The sequence below is a fragment of the Bacillus marasmi genome (assembly GCF_902168435.1).
Taxonomy (GTDB): domain Bacteria; phylum Bacillota; class Bacilli; order Bacillales; family Cytobacillaceae; genus Bacillus_BU; species Bacillus_BU marasmi.
This window is the reverse complement of record NZ_LR656165.1, coordinates 293883-312323: the sequence shown is the minus strand read 5'-3', so window position 1 is coordinate 312323 and position 18441 is coordinate 293883. Positions and strand designations below refer to the sequence as shown.

The window sequence follows — 18441 nt, the reverse complement described above, 5'->3', positions numbered from 1 at the left end:
GGGGATGAAAATGGAAAATGATTACTCAAATAATCAGATTGATACAACGGAACATTCTGTAGAGAATCTATCCCCAGCTTATGATTCTTTTCCTATCGGAGTGCTACCAATTCGGTTTGCTGGATTTTGGATGAGATTTTGGGCCTATTTAATGGATTTAATTGTCATTGGGAGCATTAATCGTATTATCATTAACCCGATTTTTCGGGGAATGGATATTTCCTTATACGATTCGGGTGTGCTAGCGCCGATTTCAATTGCTACAGCCATTACGTTTTATGCGTATTTTGTGTTGATGACTAAATACTTTGGACAAACGCTTGGGAAAATGGTATTTGGTTTAAAAGTGGTGAATTTAGATGGCTCCCCTCTAACGTGGAGTACAGTAATATTTCGTGAGTTCATTGGGCGTTACATATCTGTTACGATTTTTATCTTATATATCATTGTGGCATTCCTTCCGAAAAAACAAGGAATTCATGATTTATTTGTCGATACAACTGTCATTTATAAAAATTAGTTTTTTTGACCTGCTGAAGTTCAGCAGGTTTATTTTTTTGTGTTTAAGCCAATAATGGGAGGCTGAAAGGTCGTGAAATTATTGAAATGGTTAGCTCTTTGTCTTATCGTTCTTTTACTCGTAATTGTCCTAATCATCATCACAAAATTAACCATTTTAATAAATTACCATCACCGACAAGATGATGATCGGTTAAATGTGAAATTAAAAATTTGGTTTGGACTTATAACATATAAAATTTCTATTCCGGTTATAAAAATTGATGATGATTCTGCTGCGATTGTTTATAAACAGAAAACGCAGACTGGTGAACAAGCTGAGCCTGAACAGAAAAAGAAAAAATTCACAGCTAATGATTTAATGCATGGTATTAAAGATTTAGAAACATTGATCAAACATGTTGTATCGATGCACAAAATTATTCGTAACTTTCTTCGTAAGGTCTCAATAAATGATATTCAATGGCATTCAGTAGTAGGAGTTGGAGATGCGGCCACCACGGGTACGCTTACGGGAGCCCTTTGGTCGGTTAAAGGTAGTTTGTTAGGCTTGTTAAGTCTTTATATGCGAATTAAGGAGATGCCAAAGCTTTCGATTTCTCCGAGCTTTCTTCGTCCTGTTTCGGAAACCCATTTTCAATGTATGATTCAATTTCGAATCGGGTATGCTATGTTGGCAGGTATTAAACTAGTGAAATACTGGAAGGGCGGACGCCCAAAATTCCAGTCCAATCACTTGAAGATATTTTCGAAGGATAAATCAAAAAGCGTGTAGATTAGGAGGAAAAATGAATGTCTGATCACCCAATCCAAGGACTTATGACGACAGCAATGGAAAATTTGAAGGAAATGATTGATGTCAATACGATTATCGGTGACCCTGTTGAAACGCCAGATGGTAGCGTGATTTTAACCGTGTCAAAGGTTGGCTTTGGTTTTGCTGCAGGTGGTAGTGAGTTTATTATTGATTCCGGTAATGGTGGCAGTGGAGGAAATGGCGGCTCCGGTTCAGATAAAGAAAAAGGCCAAGGTGGACCTAAGCACCCATTTGGTGGTGGTAGTGGTGGAGGTGTTTCAATCACACCGATTGCCTTTTTAATTGTTAGTTCTAATGGTGTGAAGATGCTCCATCTCGACGAGAATACTCATCTGTATGAAAAAATCCTCGACCTGGCTCCGCAGGCTGTTGATAAAATTCAACAGATGATGAATAAGAAGGATCAAAATAATCAATCAAATCAAGATAAAAATAATAATGACAGTAGTGGAAATGGTCAAAAGCAAGAGATCTAGTAAATAACTCGCCCGAGGGCGAGTTTTATTTTGTCGCGAATCATTTGTGCCTGTCGCCCCTGAGCAAGCCGCTTCCGCTTTTCTTGTCTAGCTCCAGCGGCTAGGGGCTCGGGGTCACAAGCCAATCCGTCCAAAAGGTCAAAGAACGACCTTTTAGCCAGCTCGTCTTGTGCCTGTCGCCCCTGGGCAAGCCGCTTCCGCTTTTCTAATAAGTCTTATTATTTGAAAAAATAATTATTTGAAGTTATGATTAACACTATGAGCGTTGTAATAAATGAGGAGGAAATAATAATGGCATCAATTACATTTAAAGGTAACCCAGTTACATTGTTAGGACAAGAAGTAAAAGTAGGAGACAAAGCGCCGAATTTTACAGTTTTGGCAAATGATTTATCTCCTGTATCATTGGATAATTCAAAAGGAAGCGTACGTCTTATTAGTGTTGTACCTTCTTTAGATACTGGCGTTTGTGACCAACAAACTCGTCGTTTCAACGAAGAAGCGGCTAACTTAGATAATGTACAAATTTTAACAGTAAGTGTTGACCTACCATTTGCGCAAAAACGTTGGTGTGGTGCAGCAGGAATTGACAAGGTTCAAACAGTTTCTGACCACCGTGACCTTTCTTTCGGTGAAGCGTTTGGAGTGGCAATCCAAGAATTACGTCTACTAGCTCGTGCCGTATTCGTAATTGATTCAAATGATGTTGTTACATACGCAGAATACGTAAGTGAAGCAACAAATCATCCTAATTATGAAGCAGCAATTGAAGCCGCTAAACAAGCAAAATAATGATTAAACCCAATAAGTCCTATTCGTAGGGCTTATTTTTTTGTCTGAATTTGTAGAAATATGCTTGAGATTAGTACAATTGCTCGGTAAAATAGGGAAATAGGATAAATTAGGAGGAAAGTAATGGTAAAAATATCGCCGGTGGAAGAGCTCTTTACATTCATTAATGAAACAGCTCTTATAATACAAGAAGAGATATCATGTACGTATTTAGAAGCACTTGCGGAAACAGGCGAAAATTTATTCCAGGGGACGATCCTTCAGGAAAATATGAGCGAAATAAATAAAAAACGCCTTGAAAAGCTATACAGTCAAGTGCATCTGACAAAATACCAAAAAGAAGAAATTAGAAAAGCATATCAATTGGTCATATTAAAAGGAATGAAGGACAGTGTACAGGCTAACCATCAAATGACACCAGATGCAATTGGAATGCTGATGGGATATTTGGTTAGCAAATTTGTAACAAACAAAGCCCTTACACTGTTAGATCCAGCTGTTGGAACGGGCAACTTATTGGCAACTGTGATTAATCAACTTCAGGGTAAAGAAATAGATGCAACCGGTATTGAGGTGGATGAATTATTAATTCGATTAGCCTTTGTGAATGCCAACTTACAGCAGCATTCTATCGAATTTTATAATCAAGATAGTATTGCGCCACTATATGTTGATCCTGTAGACGTTGTAATCTGCGATTTACCAGTAGGTTATTATCCTATAGACGAGCGAGCTGCTGAATTTGCAGTTAAAGCAGATCAAGGACATACTTATGCTCACCACCTTTTGATTGAACAAAGTGTTCAGCATACAAAGGATGGAGGATATCTATTTTTCATCATTCCGAATGGCTTATTTGAAAGTGAGCAAGCAGCAAAGCTCCACCAGCTTCTGAAGGAGAACACTAATATTCAAGGAATTCTTCAATTGCCACTTTCAATTTTTAAATCGAAACAAGCTGCTAAAAGCATATTAATACTACAAAAGAAGGCTGAAGGTGTTCTGGCGCCTAAGCAAGCACTTTTAGTTAACATGCCTTCATTATCAAATATGCAAGCCGTTGAAAGTATTTTTGCACAAATAGATTTATGGCTAAAGGAAAACAAATAATACCAGTATTGCCAGTCGTTGGTTCGCTTCGCCTGGCTCTGTAAAGTTATTTCAGAAAAATAAAAATAATCACTTATTTCGAATATATTTACTTTGGAATGAAAACGTTATCATAATAAAAAATAACTTGATTAGACTAATTGCCAATGATTTAATGATGAAATAAGAGAGAGATATTTAGAGTTACTGTGCAAAATAAAAAATGTACACGTTTTCGGTATCACCCTAGATGTGGCACAAAGAAAAAGGAGCGGAAGATTTATGGCAAAAATTATCGCAATTAATGCAGGGAGTTCTTCGTTAAAGTTTCAATTGTTTGATATGCCGAGTGAACATGTAATTACAAAAGGGTTAATCGAACGGATTGGCCTAACTGATGGGATTTTTAATATTACCGTAAATGGGGATAAAATAAAAGAAGTAACAGATATTCCTAATCATGAAGTTGCAGTAGAGCTGTTAGTGAAGAAATTGACTGAGTTAGGGATTATCCAATCTTTAGATGAAATTGAGGGTGTCGGTCATCGCGTTGTGCATGGTGGGGAAGAATTTAATGATTCAGTTTTAATCAATGAAGAAGTGCTACAAAAAATTGAAGCTCTATCTGAATTAGCTCCGCTTCATAATCCAGCAAATATTACTGGTATTAAGGCGTTTGCTAATGTATTACCGAATGTACCAGCTATCGCAGTATTTGACACAGCCTTCCATCAAACGATGCCGGAAAGCTCATTTTTATATAGCTTACCTTATGCATATTATGAAAACTTCGGAATCCGTAAATATGGTTTCCACGGTACTTCACATAAATATGTTTCAGAACGTACTGCTGAATTACTGGGTCGACCAGTTGAGAACTTACGCTTAATTTCCTGTCACCTAGGAAATGGAGCAAGTATTGCAGCAATCGAAGGCGGGAAGTCGATTGATACCTCTATGGGCTTTACACCTCTTGCTGGTGTTACAATGGGAACACGTTCAGGAAATATTGACCCAGCGTTAATTCCATATATTATGGAGAAAACAGGAAAAACTGCTGATGAAGTATTAGATGTTTTGAATAAAGAAAGCGGTATGCTAGGAGTCTCCGGATTCTCAAGCGACCTTCGCGATATTGAAGAGGAAGCTGAAAAAGGAAATGATCGCGCAGAGCTAGCTCTAGAAGTATTTGGAAACAGAATTCACAAATACATCGGTTCATATGCAGCACGGATGAATGGTGTCGATGCGATTATTTTTACCGCTGGTATCGGTGAAAACAGTGAAGCCATTCGCGCACGTGTTCTTCAAGGCCTAGAGTTTATGGGCGTATATTGGGATCCTTCATTAAATAAGGTCCGTGGTCAAGAAGCGTTCATCAACTATCCACATTCACCTGTAAAGGTTCTAATTGTACCAACAAATGAAGAAGTAATGATTGCCCGCGACGTAGTCCGTCTTGCAAACGGCACATTACAAACTGTCTAAACATACAAAACTGCCGAGAAACCTCGGCAGTTTTTTTTATTAGATAAAATGGATATGTTATACTTTATTTACCTACACGTTAATGGGGAGGGATGTACGTGAGCCTTACCGAATACGAAGAAAAGATATTACAAACAATAGTTGAATGGAGAAATCAGCTCGAACAATATCAACCGAATGATTTTGAATTAACGTTTGATAAATATATTGAACGGGCTTTTTTATTGTTACCAGAGGATGTCCAAGACCAATTTTTTACCGTTCTCGACAGCTGGCTATTTCATCTCCATGCGATGATTCAAGGTGCTCAGCTACAAGTGGATGCGAAGGAAAGAATTATTTTATCTGGGCGCATTTTTAATCCTAACATTACTCAAATAGAAGATTTACAACAATTGAGTATTGAACAGCTTCAATATATTGCCGAACAGCAAATTTCTCGTCACCGTTTCTATTCAATGCTTCAGGGAGGGGTGTCAGGAACAGGCGGTGCTATGCTGCTAGGTTCGGATATTCCAGCGATGGCCGTCATTAATCTCCGGGCCGTACAACTGATTGCGATGACCTACGGGATTGAGGTCAATACCCCATTCGAAATGATGACATCACTTAAAGTGTTTAACGCTGCTTCACTTCCAACGCGCTTACAGGCGAATGCCTGGGAAGAGCTTCTCAGTGATCTCAATGACAATCAAATGAAATACTTTTATGAAGGAAAAGAGGAGATAACTGATATTAGCTGGATTGAACAACCCATCAAGCAGCTTTTTAAATTACTTGTTATTTCATTGTTTAAAAAGAAAACAATGAAGGGCATACCAGTTGTTTCTATTGGTATTGGAGCTAGTACGAACTATTTGTTCACAAGACGGGTGACAGATTTTGCCCACAAATACTATCAAATGAGATACTTAATTGAAAAAAGAGGGGATACACTTCAATGAGTAAAGCAGAGCATAAAAAATCAGCACCGCGAAGTGTGAAATGCAAAATCATTACAGTAAGTGATACAAGAACAGAGGAAAGTGATAAAAGCGGAAAGCTAATGAAGGAGCTCTTAACTGAAGCTGGACATATTATTGCTGATTATGTGATAGTCAAGGATGAGGGTGCGGCAATTTCGGCAGCGGTTTTATCCGGCTGTGAAAACTCAGAGATAGATGCAATTTTGACAAATGGGGGTACGGGAATTGCATTACGCGATGTAACGATTGAAACCGTGCGAGCTCTGTTTGAAAAAGAAATCTCGGGCTTCGGAGAAATATTTCGCCTGCTGAGTTACCAGGAAGATATCGGATCAGCAGCCATTATGTCACGTGCTGTTGCAGGCGTCGTTAATAATAAAGTCGTATTTTCAACGCCTGGATCAACAGGAGCGGTTCGCCTCGCAATGAATAAATTGATATTACCGGAATTAGGCCATGTCGTTGGCGAGCTAAAAAAAGATTTACATAAATAATTGTACATAATTAAAAGGATGACTCATTAATGGAGTCATCCCCTTAATCATAAGAACTATGGAATATCGACATGGAAGATCGAGATGGCCACCTAAGTGGAGAACTTTAGAAGAGGTGATTACTGATCTAATTTATATTCATTTGTAGTTTCATCAGATGTACGATACCAGATCCACAAATCATTAATAACAGAGGCAAGTTCAGCAATTTCATTATTTAAGCGACAGGATTTCATAAAATCATTTTCATCTGCAAGCTGAGTAAGCTTCCTGTCTATTTCCTTTTCTAAGGACGAGATTCGGTCTGGAATTTGACCTCGAATATTTTCCCAGTGAAACAGAATTTCTTCCTGTGTCATCATGTTGTACTCATCCCAATCCTTTTCCAAGGAAGGTACCGGAATTCCTAAGCGATTATCGTGGAAAAAATAGCCTTCCATATTATAACTCCTCCTTTTGTTTAGCTTCAGGCTTCCTTGGTTCGTCGTTTGTTTTTGACGAAAGTTAAGTACCATCTGCTTTTCTTTTATTGTCTTAATTTTACAACAAATTAGCGGTCTTCGCCATTGACAGTTTTGTGACATTCATCACGAAAACATTTTTTGCGAGATTTGTAGAATAGCGCTTGAAATTTCCAAGAAAAATTGCTAAAGTGTATACATGTTGAATAAAAATTAAAAAACTTGAATGTTTATACAATAGAATGGAGGAACAAATTAATGAGCAAGCCAAAATTAGTTCTAGCATACTCCGGTGGTTTAGATACATCTGTAGCAATAAAATGGTTAATGGAAAAGGGTTATGATGTTGTAGCCTGCTGTCTTGATGTCGGTGAAGGAAAAGATCTTGATTTTATTCAAAAGAAAGCAAAGGATATGGGGGCAATTGAATCCTATGTTATTGATGCTAAAGAAGAATTTGCAAGAGATTTCGCTTTAGTAGCACTTCAAGCCCAAGCATATTACGAGCAAAAATATCCACTAGTTTCTGCATTATCTCGTCCATTAATTTCTAAAAAATTAGTTGAAATCGCAGAAAAAGAAGGAGCAGTTGCCGTAGCACACGGTTGTACTGGTAAAGGAAACGACCAAGTTCGTTTTGAAGTATCATTCTCTGCATTAAATCCAGATTTAGAAGTTCTTGCACCAGTTCGTGAATGGAAATGGTCTCGTGAAGAAGAAATTGAATATGCAAAACAACACGGTATTCCTGTACCGATTAACTTAGATAGCCCATACTCAATTGACCAAAACCTATGGGGACGTGCAAATGAGTGTGGAATCTTAGAAGACCCATGGGCTGCACCGCCAGAAGATGCTTATGATTTAACTGTAAGCCTTGAAAATGCTCCTGACACTCCTGATGTAATCGAAATCGGTTTCGAGCAAGGTGTGCCAGTAACATTAAATGGTGAATCAATGCTAGTTTCTGAAATCATTCTAAAATTAAACGAGCTTGCTGGTAAGCATGGTATTGGCCGTATCGACCATGTTGAAAACAGACTTGTTGGGATTAAATCTCGTGAAGTATATGAAATCCCAGGTGCATTAACTTTACTTAAAGCGCACAAAGAGCTTGAAGATTTAACTCTTGTTAAAGAAGTAGCTCATTTCAAACCAATCATTTCACAAAAGCTTTCCGAAGTAATCTATAACGGTTTATGGTTCTCACCACTAACTGATGCGCTTAAAGCGTTCTTAAAAGAAACACAAAAATTCGTGACTGGAACAGTTCGTGTAAAATTGTTCAAAGGCCATGCGATTGTTGAAGGAAGAAAATCACCATATTCTTTATATGATGAGAAATTAGCAACTTATACAACTGAAGATAATTTTGATCATGATGCAGCTGTTGGATTCATCAAATTATTTGGTCTACCAACAAAAGTTCAATCAATGGAACAAAACAAGAAGGTGACAGTGTGAAAAAGCTTTGGGGCGGACGTTTTACAAAATCTGCAGAAGAATGGGTAGATGAATTCGGCGCTTCCATTTCTTTTGATAAGCAATTAGTGTTTGAGGATTTAGAAGGTAGTATCGCCCATGTTACGATGCTTGCAAAATGTGGAATCATCTCTCCTGAAGAGGGAGAGATGATTAAAAAAGGACTGCAGGAATTAAAGGAAGAAGCAAAGCAAAACAAGCTTCCTTTTTCCGTAAAGCTCGAGGATATTCATCTTAACAATGAAAGCTTCTTAACTGAAAAAATCGGACCTGTTGGTGGGAAATTACATACAGGTAGAAGTCGTAATGACCAAGTCGCAACAGATATGCATTTATATTTGCGTAATCAGCTTGGCCTTATTATTGAATTAATCGAGGAATTGCAATCTACATTAGTTGAGCAAGCTGAAAAACATGTTGAAACCATCATGCCAGGATACACACACCTTCAACGTGCTCAGCCTATTTCTTTTGCTCACCATCTTCTAGCTTATTTCTGGATGCTAGAAAGAGACAAGGAACGTTACACGCAAAACTTAAACAGAACGAATATTTCACCACTTGGTGCGGGTGCATTGGCGGGAACAACCTTCCCAATCAATCGTCACTACAGTGCGGAATTATTAGAATTTGATGGAATCTACGAAAACAGCCTTGATGCGGTTAGTGATCGTGATTTTATTCTGGAATTCTTATCTTCAAGCTCGATTTTGATGATGCACTTATCTCGATTAAGTGAAGAAATCATCCTTTGGTCTAGCCAAGAATTCCGTTTTATTGAATTAGATGATAGCTTTTCTACAGGCTCTAGCATTATGCCGCAAAAGAAAAACCCTGATATGGCGGAACTCATCCGTGGTAAAACAGGACGTGTATATGGGAACTTAGTCGGCTTATTAACTGTATTAAAAGGCTTACCACTTGCTTATAACAAGGATATGCAAGAGGATAAGGAAGGCATGTTTGATACAGTTAAGACTGTTACCGGTTCACTGAAAATCTTTGCTGGTATGATTCGCACAATGAAGGTGCGCACAGATGAAATGACGAAGGCTACAAAAAATGATTTCTCAAATGCAACAGAGCTAGCGGATTATTTAGCTGAAAAAGGTTTGCCATTTAGAGAAGCGCATGAAGTAGTTGGAAAACTTGTGCTTACTTGTGTGAATAAAGGTTGTTACCTAGCTGACCTATCTCTTGATGAGTATAAAGCAGCAAACTCTTTATTTGAAGAGGACATTTATCATGCCCTCGAGCCATATACTGCCGTTGAACGCCGTAATAGTGCAGGTGGAACAGGATTTAAACAAGTGAAGCTGGCGCTTGAAAAAGCAAAGCAATGCTTGGAAAACTAAACTAATATGAAAAGAGGTTGACCATTGGTCAACCTCTTTTTGTAAGTATTTTATTACTCAACTTCTGGTGTACGAACGACGAGAACGTCACAGTTTGCATACCGAGTGATATGTTCAGATACACTGCCGATAAAGAATCTTTCAACAGCGTTTAAACCAGTCGCACCACACATGATTAAATCTACACCGTTATTATTGGCAATATCTTTAGGGATTTTCACTTTCGGAGAGCCATAATCTACAATATAATCCACATCTTTAATGCCTGCATCAATAGCCTGCTTTTGATAGTTTTGCATTAATTCTGCTGCGAAAGAGTCCGCTCTTTCAGCAATTGCTCTGTCGTAAGCTTCGACAGTTGCGAAAGTACGTGTATCAATAATATGCGTTAACAAAAGTGTGGCATTATTTCTTTTGGCAACTTCAATGGCTTTTTTAAACGCCCATTCTGCTTCTTTTGAACCATCAACTGCTACTAAGATTTTTTTATATTTTAATGTCATTTTCCTCTCCTCCTTCACTTATATTATACAATATTTAACTGGCTAGTATATAAGTTTCTCTTGGAAGAACACTATTATTGTCGCAATAATGCGCAATGAGAGGGGAGTGGTAGCTTGAAAAAGCCACTAGAGAATCCGCAGTACACTTATTTCTACGATGAACAAGGAACGAAGCAAGTTAGCGACCAAATCATGGATGCTTATAGCAGTGGTTTTATTAATCAATATTCATCCGAGCCAACCCAAGCAACTGATACAGATTCATTACTTTAACTAATCCTTTAATTTGGCTGCCGACATTGGCAGTCTTTTTTATCATATTTTTGCTGTTTGGCAAACAATGTTAAGATAAAGGTAAGTACATTGTTGGGAGGTTTTGGGGTTGCGGATTGGGATACCTAAAGAAATCAAAAACAATGAAAATCGAGTTGCCATTACGCCAGCTGGAGTGATGAACCTAAGGAAAAATGGTCATGAAATCTTGGTGGAAAATAATGCAGGGATTGGCTCGGGCTTTACGAATGACGACTATGTTAAGGTTGGCGCAACCATTGTTGTAAGTAGCGCTGAGGCGTGGGCGGCCGAAATGGTGATGAAGGTCAAGGAACCGCTTCCTAGTGAGTATGGCTATTTTCGTGAGGATTTGATTTTATTTACCTATTTGCATTTAGCACCAGAACCGGAGCTAACAAAAGCTTTAGTCGACCATAAGGTAATCGGTATTGCCTATGAAACCGTTCAACTACCAAATGGTTCCTTGCCGCTATTAACACCGATGAGTGAAGTGGCTGGTCGGATGGCCCCTCAAGTAGGAGCACAATTTCTAGAAAAGGTTAATGGTGGGAAAGGGATTCTCTTGTCAGGAGTGCCCGGTGTGTCCCGTGGCGAAGTGACGATTATTGGCGGGGGTGTGGCTGGCACTAATGCAGCCAAAGTGGCCATTGGCTTAGGAGCGAAGGTAACCATAATTGATCTGAATCCAGAGCGGCTGCGTCAGCTTGACGACATGTTTGGTCATAATGTATCTACGCTAATCTCAAACCCTTTTAATATTGCCGAAGCAGTAGCAAAATCAGACTTGGTGATTGGGGCCGTACTGATTCCTGGAGCAAAGGCCCCAAAGCTAGTTAGTGAGGAAATGATTCAAAGGATGAGCTCGGGTTCGGTTGTGGTTGATATCGCGATTGATCAAGGTGGAATTTTTGCGACGACAGATCGCGTTACCACTCATGAGCAGCCGACCTATGAGAAGTATGGTGTTGTTCATTATGCGGTGGCCAATATGCCTGGTGCCGTGCCTAGAACGTCGACAATTGCCTTAACTAACGTTACAGTGCCATATGCTTTGCAGATTGCTAATAAGGGCTATAAAAAGGCATGCACGGAAAATCCGGCATTGCTGAAGGGGATTAACACCCTTAAGGGATGTGTGACCTATAAGGCCGTAGCTGAGGCGCTTCAATATCCTTATTGTGATGCAGAGCCGCTCTTATAGATTGTTCTTTTTGGATGTTTTGTTCCCTTTATTCAGTTAATCTGGTAAAAAGAGGCACTAACCTTTTTAATATAGAAGGTTAAGTGCCTAATTTTTCTAGATCCAAAATAATAAGGTAGTAAACAGCAGTGTAAGTGCCCTAATTTTTCGATTTTAAAAAAATCTAGGGTAGTTAAAGTCGGCTAAGTGCCTTCATTTACTATTTTTTCGAAAAACAGGGTACTTAACGCATCCCACTAATTATCTAAGTGCCTCTTCAACTACAACATGCTATACCCGCTGCAGCTCCTTCGGGAATTTCGTTAATAGCTCATAACCGTTAGCGGTCACGAGGACATCATCCTCAATCCGAACTCCGGCAACATCAGGTACATAGATTCCCGGTTCAACCGTAAATACCATACCTTCCTGAAGCGCCAACGGGTTTTTCTCCGTCACAGAAGGATATTCATGGATACTAATCCCCAGTCCATGCCCTAAACGATGTGGAAAGTATTCTCCGTAGCCAGCACCTGATATGATGTTGCGAGCGGTTAAATCTAACGTAGAACAAGCAACTCCAGGCTTAATTGCTTGAATGGCTGCAAGCTGACCGGCAAGGACCGTTTCGTATATTTCCCTTTGTTTGTCATTGATGTCACCATAGGCGATTGTTCTTGTGATATCGGAGCAATATCCATCTACGACCACGCCTAAATCAAACAGTACGAGGTCACCCTTTTGGATTTTAGTATTACCTGGTGTTCCATGTGGTGCGGCGGCATTCGTTCCGGTTAACACCATCGTCGAGAACGACATCTGGGAGACGCCTTTTTTCTTTAAGGCGTACTCAATCGCTGCAAGAACCTCGAGCTCTGTTTTACCTTCCGAAATTTCTTCCATTCCGATTTGAATGGCGAAATCCGCAAGCTCCCCGGCCTGACGAAGCTTGGAAATCTCAGCATCGCTCTTAATCATTCTAAGCTGACGAAGCTTTTCCTCAGCAGAAACAAATTTAGCACCTTCAAATATAGCAGTCACTGTTTCGTAACGCTCAACATTCATATGCTCTTTTTCTATCGCTAACGCAGAAACAGAATCTATCCGTTTCTTGATGGCACTATGTACTAATTCCCAGGGCTGTTCAATATCGCTGTAGCCGATAATTTCGTATGGCCAGCCAGCATTTCGCGCTTCATTGACTTCCATTCCGGGACAAATTAAAAAAGGCTCAGCATCCTGGAATATGGCTAACCCTAATAAACGTTCATGAGGATCGCTGAAAAATCCGCTTAAATAAAAGACGTTTTCGCTTGAGGTGAGAAAGCAGACCTCGGCACCTTGTTCCTTTAACCATTGTGACACTTCATTTAATTTCAAAGTAAAGCCTCCTTATGCCTTAAAACCATCATGTATTTGTTTACCCACCTTTCAGATTAGCAACAAACAAACAAAAAGTAAATTCCTATAAAAAAAGTCGGAAAGTATAAAAAGGAAAAAAACGATTAATATGGAAATGTAATATTAATGTAATTTAAAGGAGATGGAAAAATGAAAGTATCTTATCATGGACATTCTGTTGTCAAAATTGAATTAAAGGATAAAGTGATATTAATTGATCCATTTATTTCAGGAAACCCATTAACGGATTTGGATGCTCTAGAGGAGAAGCCGGATGTCATTATCGTGACACATGGACATGGCGATCACCTTGGTGATACAGTCGAACTCGCGAAGCGTAATAAGTCGTTGGTTATTGGTAATTTTGAATTGGCAACCTATTTGGGCTGGCAAGGGGTTGAAGCTCATGGGATGTCAATCGGCGGATCCTATCAGTTTGATTTTGGTAAAGTAAAATTAACACCAGCTCTCCATGGTACCGGGCTAGAGACGGGTGATAACCAATTAATTTATTTAGGTATGCCAGCAGGAGTGCTTATCACAGCTGAAGGAAAAACCATTTATCACGCTGGTGATACAGGCTTATTTTCTGATATGAAATTAATTGGCGAACGGCACCCAATTGATTTAGCGTTTTTGCCTATCGGTGATAATTTTACGATGGGACCTGAAGATGCTGCACTTGCTGCGGAGTTTTTACAGGCGAAAAAGGTTGTGCCAATTCATTTCAATACTTTTCCACCAATTGTTCAAGATCCACAGGATTTTGTCAATTTGCTGAAAAATAATCAAGGAATCATCCTCCAACCAGGCGAAAGTATTGAACTCTAGCAGAGTACTGAAACCTCTCAATTATCATCCAACCGCATTTTTGCAATGTGAAATTGCACCATGTTGATGACTTTTTTCTAACCTTTAAGCATAAAATGAAACAAGCTTATTAAAGGGAGGATGGAGACGTGAAGCGAAATCGATATATTTTATGTATGCTGCTATGTGGTTGGATGATTTATTATGCTGGTCCAAAATTGCAGGTTTTTGAAGCAGGCGCTGAGGGGATATTCGCCATTACATGGCTATTATTTGCGTTGATGGTGATGGCCGGAAATCTGACAGGGGTGCTTTACTCATCCAAACCGCAAAAATATGACAGTGGTTCCTATCCAAAAAAACGACAAAAAAAGAAAGTTCGTTCATTTCACGGGTAGTTCTGCCAGTTCATCAATATATAAAATTGAATACAGCCAACATTCACTTTATAATAAAGAATAAGAATATTGCTAGGACTAGTTTTATTTTAGAAATACTTTATAAAGGGTGAAGGCCTTGGCTACGAAACACGAACAAATATTACATTATATTGATGAACTGCCAGTGGGTGAGAAAATTTCAGTCCGCCAAATTGCTAAAGCAATGAATGTCAGTGAGGGAACTGCTTATCGGGCAATTAAGGATGCTGAAAATAAAGGATATGTCAGTACTATTGAGCGGGTTGGAACAATTCGAATCGAACGGAAAAAACGCGAAAATATTGAAAAGCTAACCTTTGCTGAGGTTATTAATATTGTCGATGGTCAAGTGTTGGGCGGTAGAGCGGGGTTACATAAAACACTAAATAAATTCGTCATTGGTGCGATGAAGCTTGAGGCAATGATGCGATATACTGGTGCCGGAAATTTATTAATCGTCGGAAATCGGACCAATGCGCATGAATTGGCGTTAAAAGCTGGAGCTGCCGTGTTGATTACTGGTGGCTTTGATACTGATGAGCACGTGAAAAAATTAGCGGATGAACTGCAAATGCCTATCATTTCAACTAGCTATGATACATTTACAGTAGCAACGATGATTAACCGTGCTATTTATGACCAATTAATAAAAAAAGAGATTGTCCTTGTTGAGGATATATTAACCTCGCTTGAAAGTACAATTTATTTAACAACGGATCAAACAGTTTCCGATTGGTATGAACGAAATCGTGAAACCTTACATAGTCGTTTTCCTGTTGTCGATCATAATTTAAGGGTACAAGGGATGGTTACCTCGAAGGACGTAATCGGTCATGAGCCTGATGTAGTAATTGAAAAGGTTATGACAAAAAACCCAATGACTGTGAGTGGAAAAACAAGTGTTGCATCGTCTGCACATATGATGGTATGGGAAGGCATTGAAGTATTGCCGGTAGTGGATGATTCGAACAAATTAGAGGGAATGATTTCTCGTCAGGATGTTTTAAAAGCTCTACAGATGATTCAACGTCAGCCGCAAGTCGGTGAAACGCTTGATGATACAGTAACGAACCGAATTTCCCTTGTTCAAGGTAGACCAAAGGGAGAAGAGGTATACCAATGTGAAATTACACCACAAATGACCAATCATCTTGGAACCATCTCTTACGGAGTAATGACAACCATTGTAACGGAGGCGTCAAATCGCGTATTTAGAAGCACGAAAAAGGGTGACCTTGTTGTTGAAAATATGACGATATACTATTTAAAGCCGGTTCAAATTGACAGCATGATTGAAATCGTTCCTAAGGTGCTTGAGGCTGGTCGTAAATCGGGAAAAGTAGATGTCGAGGTATTTAATGATGGGGTTTTAGTAGGGAAGGCCTTGCTAGTTTGCCAACTAATTGACCGAAATTAAATAGGCTGATGGCTGCAACATGAAAATGTGCAGTCCGACCAGCCTATATAAAAAGCTATTTAGTTTTCCAATAGATCCTTTGCTTCTTTTTCTACATAAGGAAGGTAAAATCGATAGGCCTTGAAACCATTAAAGGCGCTAAGAAAGCCGAGTACAATAAAAATGGCAGCGACAATGTAGGTTACAGTTGTGTCAAACAAAAAAAGCTGATTGATTCCAAACAAACCTACAAAAAGCCCAAGCATAATGCTAGATTTTGCACCAAGCCATTGTTTCTCAGCCGGTCGATTGGAACGGAAATATTTAGTTTTATAGTATAAATAAAAAGCAAGACAAATCATGATGAAAAAAACGATAATTGGCATTTCACTTTCCTCCAAGCTATGATAATCTTCTCCTATTTTAGCTTTATTTTATGTGATTTTCCAATGACAAGCTACATATTTCGAATTTTCATAATAAGGAGTTAGCAAATGAAGGAAAAAATATTAGAAACTATTCGTCAATATGAAACGATTATAGTACACCGACATGTACGTCCAGACCCAGATGCATATGGATCTCAGTGTGGTCTTGTTGAAATTTTAAAAGCGAGCTTTCCTGAAAAAAAAGTTTATGCTGTTGGTCAGGAAGAGGAGTCGCTTAATTTTATGCGGAGACTCGATGTCATTCCTGATGAAACATATCAAGGTGCTCTAGTAATCGTTTGTGACACAGCCAATCAAGAAAGAGTCGATGATTCCCGTTATACAACCGGTGATAGATTGATTAAAATTGACCACCATCCTAATGAGGATCCGTACGGTGATATTGTTTGGGTCGATACAACCTCGAGCTCATGTAGCGAATTGATTTATGAATTTGCAAAGGATCAAGGTTTAATCGTGACAGATGAAGCTGCAAGACTCCTTTATGGAGGAATTGTCGGAGATACTGGAAGATTTTTATATCCTAGTACAAATGATAGAACCTTTATTTATGCTAGTGAACTTATTCATTATAATTTTTCAAGAACTGAGCTTTATGACAAAATGTACGAGCAAAAGCTTAATATTGTAAAGCTTAATGGATATGTCCTGCAGAATTTTGAAGCGAGAAAAAATGGGGTTGCATCGATGATTTTATCGAAGGAGCTTTTGCAAAAATATGACGCTAGACCATCAGAAGCATCACAGCTTGTCAGTGTTCTCGGTGGTGTGGAAGGCTTGGTTGCCTGGGTTTTCTTTATTGAGGAAGACGATCAAATTCGCGTTCGACTTCGTTCGAAAGGCCCCGTTATTAACGGGATTGCTAAAAAGTATAAAGGTGGCGGCCATCCGCTTGCATCTGGTGCATCCATTTATTCATGGGACGAAGTGGAAGATGTAGTACGTGATCTTGAAGCGCTTTGTCAGCAATAAAATTTAGGAGGCTTTCCCTTATGTAAGCCTCCTAACCTTTTTCAATCCAAATGCATTTCGACTTTAATGGATAGTGTCGTGTAAATGAAAATTTCTCTGATTTCGAGACGATAGCGCTTGTCGTTAACCTTAACCACTTTGTTTTCAATTGCTCTCCTTAACATTTCCCTGCTTTCGTAAACCGTTTCTATTTCTTTGGCGAGGACCATGTTAATATCTTCCTTTATGCCATCTTCAACCTCATAAACGCTCAAAAGATCCAAATCATATTTTTTATAATTGGTCACCTCAATTTTAATTTCTTGCACTGTCATTTTTTCGAGATTCCGCTTATTCAATTCTCTAAATTCATCCTGCCAAATATTTTTTTCGGCAGTCAATTCTTTAATTATATCCTTTTGCTTTTGAATTTCCTCAGATTGCTTTTCCTGCCAGACGCCAAAAATATATAAAAAAATGCCCCAGCAAACTAAACCGCCTATCGCCATTCCTGAAAAAAAAACCTGCCATGAGGGTTTATGATAATATGGCGGAATTCTCATGGTGCGAGGTGCTCCTGGGTTAACCATTTAATGAGTAAAGCGCCGGTTTGAGCACCACCTAAGGCGGACAGGATGAGCAGAAATTGCTTAAATAAGTCCTTTGTTTCTCCTTGAAGCAGGCCTCTTTCGAAACTGTATACAGTGTCAAAGGTTCCACCGATGGCAGCAACAATTGCCCAAATCCGCAGGAGGTTGGAGAGGCGATAGATGGCCGTCAGCGGCGGATTTCCAGTTAAAAAGGTCGCAATGCCCCCAATGATAGAACCACCTAAAATAACACCGAGTGCAATGAAATAACTTTCTAAAAATGAATGAAAAAAAGTTGCTTCCTTCAAGGTAAATCCACCTTTTATCTCGACATAATACATTTTATGGACAAACCCGAAAGAATATGAATATATGAATAAAATATAATGTCTTGCTTCAGCGAGCCGCTTCCGCTTTTCCTGTCTAGTTTCCGCTTTTCGATAAAAAAGGGAACGTATTTTCCTTTTTACGATAGAACACTTATAATACAAATAGATAGAAGTGATGAGG

General features: G+C 39.0%; 22 protein-coding genes. 16 read left to right on the top strand and 6 right to left on the bottom strand.

All coding sequences use genetic code 11. The features are described from left to right. Positions 1-10 precede the first annotated feature (10 nt). The 8 genes from FXW34_RS03695 (at position 11) to FXW34_RS03660 (ending at position 6640) form a co-directional block, all read left to right on the top strand. On the top strand, positions 11-520 hold the full coding sequence (locus FXW34_RS03695; RefSeq protein ID WP_187118822.1) for an RDD family protein: 510 nt from the start codon (positions 11-13) through the stop codon (positions 518-520). Between the two features lie 72 nt (positions 521-592). Continuing rightward, positions 593-1294 carry a DUF2953 domain-containing protein gene (locus tag FXW34_RS03690; protein WP_246140839.1) on the top strand — a complete coding sequence of 234 codons (702 nt, stop codon included), beginning with the start codon at positions 593-595 and terminating at the stop codon, positions 1292-1294. A 17-nt stretch (positions 1295-1311) separates the two neighbouring features. After that, positions 1312-1812, top strand: a complete 501-nt coding sequence (gene ytfJ, locus FXW34_RS03685) for a GerW family sporulation protein (RefSeq protein ID WP_147532627.1) — start codon at positions 1312-1314, stop codon at positions 1810-1812. 291 nt (positions 1813-2103) lie between these two features. Then, the gene (tpx, locus tag FXW34_RS03680) at positions 2104-2604 is read left to right on the top strand and encodes a thiol peroxidase (protein ID WP_147532626.1); all 501 of its coding nucleotides are present in this window, start codon (positions 2104-2106) and stop codon (positions 2602-2604) included. Between the two features lie 123 nt (positions 2605-2727). After that, positions 2728-3714 (top strand): class I SAM-dependent methyltransferase, encoded by a 987-nt coding sequence (locus FXW34_RS03675; RefSeq protein WP_147532625.1) that lies wholly within the window; start codon positions 2728-2730, stop codon positions 3712-3714. A 261-nt stretch (positions 3715-3975) separates the two neighbouring features. Then, complete coding sequence (locus FXW34_RS03670; RefSeq protein WP_147532624.1) at positions 3976-5181, top strand: acetate kinase; 1206 nt, start codon at positions 3976-3978, stop codon at positions 5179-5181. 98 nt (positions 5182-5279) lie between these two features. Further along, positions 5280-6125 (top strand): EcsC family protein, encoded by an 846-nt coding sequence (locus FXW34_RS03665; protein WP_147532623.1) that lies wholly within the window; start codon positions 5280-5282, stop codon positions 6123-6125. Continuing rightward, on the top strand, positions 6122-6640 hold the full coding sequence (locus tag FXW34_RS03660; protein WP_147532622.1) for a MogA/MoaB family molybdenum cofactor biosynthesis protein: 519 nt from the start codon (positions 6122-6124) through the stop codon (positions 6638-6640). The genes FXW34_RS03665 and FXW34_RS03660 overlap by 4 nt, the downstream gene beginning before the upstream one ends. Before the next feature lie 119 nt (positions 6641-6759). Here the strand turns inward: FXW34_RS03660 and FXW34_RS03655 are convergent, their stop codons facing one another. Continuing rightward, positions 6760-7080: a hypothetical protein gene (locus FXW34_RS03655; protein WP_147532621.1), complete on the bottom strand. Its 321-nt coding sequence runs from the start codon at positions 7078-7080 to the stop codon at positions 6760-6762. A gap of 279 nt (positions 7081-7359) precedes the next feature. Here FXW34_RS03655 and FXW34_RS03650 point away from each other — a divergent pair, with 279 nt between their 5' ends. After that, positions 7360-8565, top strand: a complete 1206-nt coding sequence (locus FXW34_RS03650) for an argininosuccinate synthase (protein ID WP_147532620.1) — start codon at positions 7360-7362, stop codon at positions 8563-8565. Continuing rightward, on the top strand, positions 8562-9938 hold the full coding sequence (argH, locus tag FXW34_RS03645) for an argininosuccinate lyase (RefSeq protein ID WP_147532619.1): 1377 nt from the start codon (positions 8562-8564) through the stop codon (positions 9936-9938). Before FXW34_RS03650 ends, argH begins: the two co-directional genes overlap by 4 nt. A gap of 53 nt (positions 9939-9991) precedes the next feature. Here the strand turns inward: argH and FXW34_RS03640 are convergent, their stop codons facing one another. Continuing rightward, a complete protein-coding gene (locus FXW34_RS03640; protein WP_147532618.1) occupies positions 9992-10441 on the bottom strand; it encodes a universal stress protein in 450 nt (149 codons plus the stop codon). Between the two features lie 114 nt (positions 10442-10555). Here FXW34_RS03640 and FXW34_RS22800 point away from each other — a divergent pair, with 114 nt between their 5' ends. Then, entirely contained in the window at positions 10556-10714 is a 159-nt protein-coding gene (locus tag FXW34_RS22800; RefSeq protein WP_187118821.1) for a hypothetical protein, read from the top strand. Between the two features lie 109 nt (positions 10715-10823). Further along, positions 10824-11936 (top strand): alanine dehydrogenase, encoded by a 1113-nt coding sequence (ald, locus tag FXW34_RS03635; RefSeq protein WP_147532617.1) that lies wholly within the window; start codon positions 10824-10826, stop codon positions 11934-11936. A 270-nt stretch (positions 11937-12206) separates the two neighbouring features. Here the strand turns inward: ald and FXW34_RS03630 are convergent, their stop codons facing one another. Next, entirely contained in the window at positions 12207-13295 is a 1089-nt protein-coding gene (locus FXW34_RS03630) for a M24 family metallopeptidase (RefSeq protein ID WP_147532616.1), read from the bottom strand. A 171-nt stretch (positions 13296-13466) separates the two neighbouring features. Here FXW34_RS03630 and FXW34_RS03625 point away from each other — a divergent pair, with 171 nt between their 5' ends. The 3 genes from FXW34_RS03625 to FXW34_RS03615 all read left to right on the top strand — a co-directional run bounded on the left by FXW34_RS03625 (position 13467) and on the right by FXW34_RS03615 (position 15962). Further along, the gene (locus FXW34_RS03625; protein ID WP_147532615.1) at positions 13467-14147 is read left to right on the top strand and encodes a metal-dependent hydrolase; all 681 of its coding nucleotides are present in this window, start codon (positions 13467-13469) and stop codon (positions 14145-14147) included. 128 nt (positions 14148-14275) lie between these two features. Continuing rightward, on the top strand, positions 14276-14524 hold the full coding sequence (locus FXW34_RS03620) for a hypothetical protein (protein WP_147532614.1): 249 nt from the start codon (positions 14276-14278) through the stop codon (positions 14522-14524). A 118-nt stretch (positions 14525-14642) separates the two neighbouring features. Beyond that, on the top strand, positions 14643-15962 hold the full coding sequence (locus FXW34_RS03615; protein WP_147532613.1) for a CBS domain-containing protein: 1320 nt from the start codon (positions 14643-14645) through the stop codon (positions 15960-15962). Between the two features lie 59 nt (positions 15963-16021). Here the strand turns inward: FXW34_RS03615 and FXW34_RS03610 are convergent, their stop codons facing one another. Further along, positions 16022-16327 (bottom strand): YtpI family protein, encoded by a 306-nt coding sequence (locus FXW34_RS03610; RefSeq protein WP_147532612.1) that lies wholly within the window; start codon positions 16325-16327, stop codon positions 16022-16024. Positions 16328-16435: 108 nt separating this feature from the next. Between FXW34_RS03610 and FXW34_RS03605 the strand changes: the two genes are divergently transcribed. Further along, positions 16436-17362, top strand: a complete 927-nt coding sequence (locus FXW34_RS03605) for a DHH family phosphoesterase (RefSeq protein ID WP_147532611.1) — start codon at positions 16436-16438, stop codon at positions 17360-17362. 41 nt (positions 17363-17403) lie between these two features. On the opposite strand, the gene ytrI is transcribed toward FXW34_RS03605, so the two are convergent. Together ytrI and ytrH are read right to left on the bottom strand one after the other, a co-directional pair. Further along, entirely contained in the window at positions 17404-17904 is a 501-nt protein-coding gene (gene ytrI / locus FXW34_RS03600; RefSeq protein WP_147532610.1) for a sporulation membrane protein YtrI, read from the bottom strand. Then, complete coding sequence (ytrH, locus tag FXW34_RS03595; protein WP_187118820.1) at positions 17901-18272, bottom strand: sporulation membrane protein YtrH; 372 nt, start codon at positions 18270-18272, stop codon at positions 17901-17903. The genes ytrI and ytrH overlap by 4 nt, the downstream gene beginning before the upstream one ends. Positions 18273-18441: the final 169 nt, after the last annotated feature.

Bases quoted from the DNA above. Each gene is read 5' to 3' on its own strand.
- FXW34_RS03695 (WP_187118822.1), top strand. From the start codon at position 11: ATGGAAAATGATTACTCAAATAATCAGATTGATACAACGGAACATTCT.
- ytfJ (WP_147532627.1), top strand. From the start codon at position 1,312: ATGTCTGATCACCCAATCCAAGGACTTATGACGACAGCAATGGAAAAT.
- tpx (WP_147532626.1), top strand. From the start codon at position 2,104: ATGGCATCAATTACATTTAAAGGTAACCCAGTTACATTGTTAGGACAA.
- FXW34_RS03675 (WP_147532625.1), top strand. From the start codon at position 2,728: ATGGTAAAAATATCGCCGGTGGAAGAGCTCTTTACATTCATTAATGAA.
- FXW34_RS03670 (WP_147532624.1), top strand. From the start codon at position 3,976: ATGGCAAAAATTATCGCAATTAATGCAGGGAGTTCTTCGTTAAAGTTT.
- FXW34_RS03660 (WP_147532622.1), top strand. From the start codon at position 6,122: ATGAGTAAAGCAGAGCATAAAAAATCAGCACCGCGAAGTGTGAAATGC.
- FXW34_RS03655 (WP_147532621.1), bottom strand. From the start codon at position 7,080: ATGGAAGGCTATTTTTTCCACGATAATCGCTTAGGAATTCCGGTACCT.
- FXW34_RS03650 (WP_147532620.1), top strand. From the start codon at position 7,360: ATGAGCAAGCCAAAATTAGTTCTAGCATACTCCGGTGGTTTAGATACA.
- FXW34_RS03640 (WP_147532618.1), bottom strand. From the start codon at position 10,441: ATGACATTAAAATATAAAAAAATCTTAGTAGCAGTTGATGGTTCAAAA.
- FXW34_RS03625 (WP_147532615.1), top strand. From the start codon at position 13,467: ATGAAAGTATCTTATCATGGACATTCTGTTGTCAAAATTGAATTAAAG.
- FXW34_RS03610 (WP_147532612.1), bottom strand. From the start codon at position 16,327: ATGCCAATTATCGTTTTTTTCATCATGATTTGTCTTGCTTTTTATTTA.
- FXW34_RS03605 (WP_147532611.1), top strand. From the start codon at position 16,436: ATGAAGGAAAAAATATTAGAAACTATTCGTCAATATGAAACGATTATA.
- ytrI (WP_147532610.1), bottom strand. From the start codon at position 17,904: ATGAGAATTCCGCCATATTATCATAAACCCTCATGGCAGGTTTTTTTT.
- ytrH (WP_187118820.1), bottom strand. From the start codon at position 18,272: ATGTATTATGTCGAGATAAAAGGTGGATTTACCTTGAAGGAAGCAACT.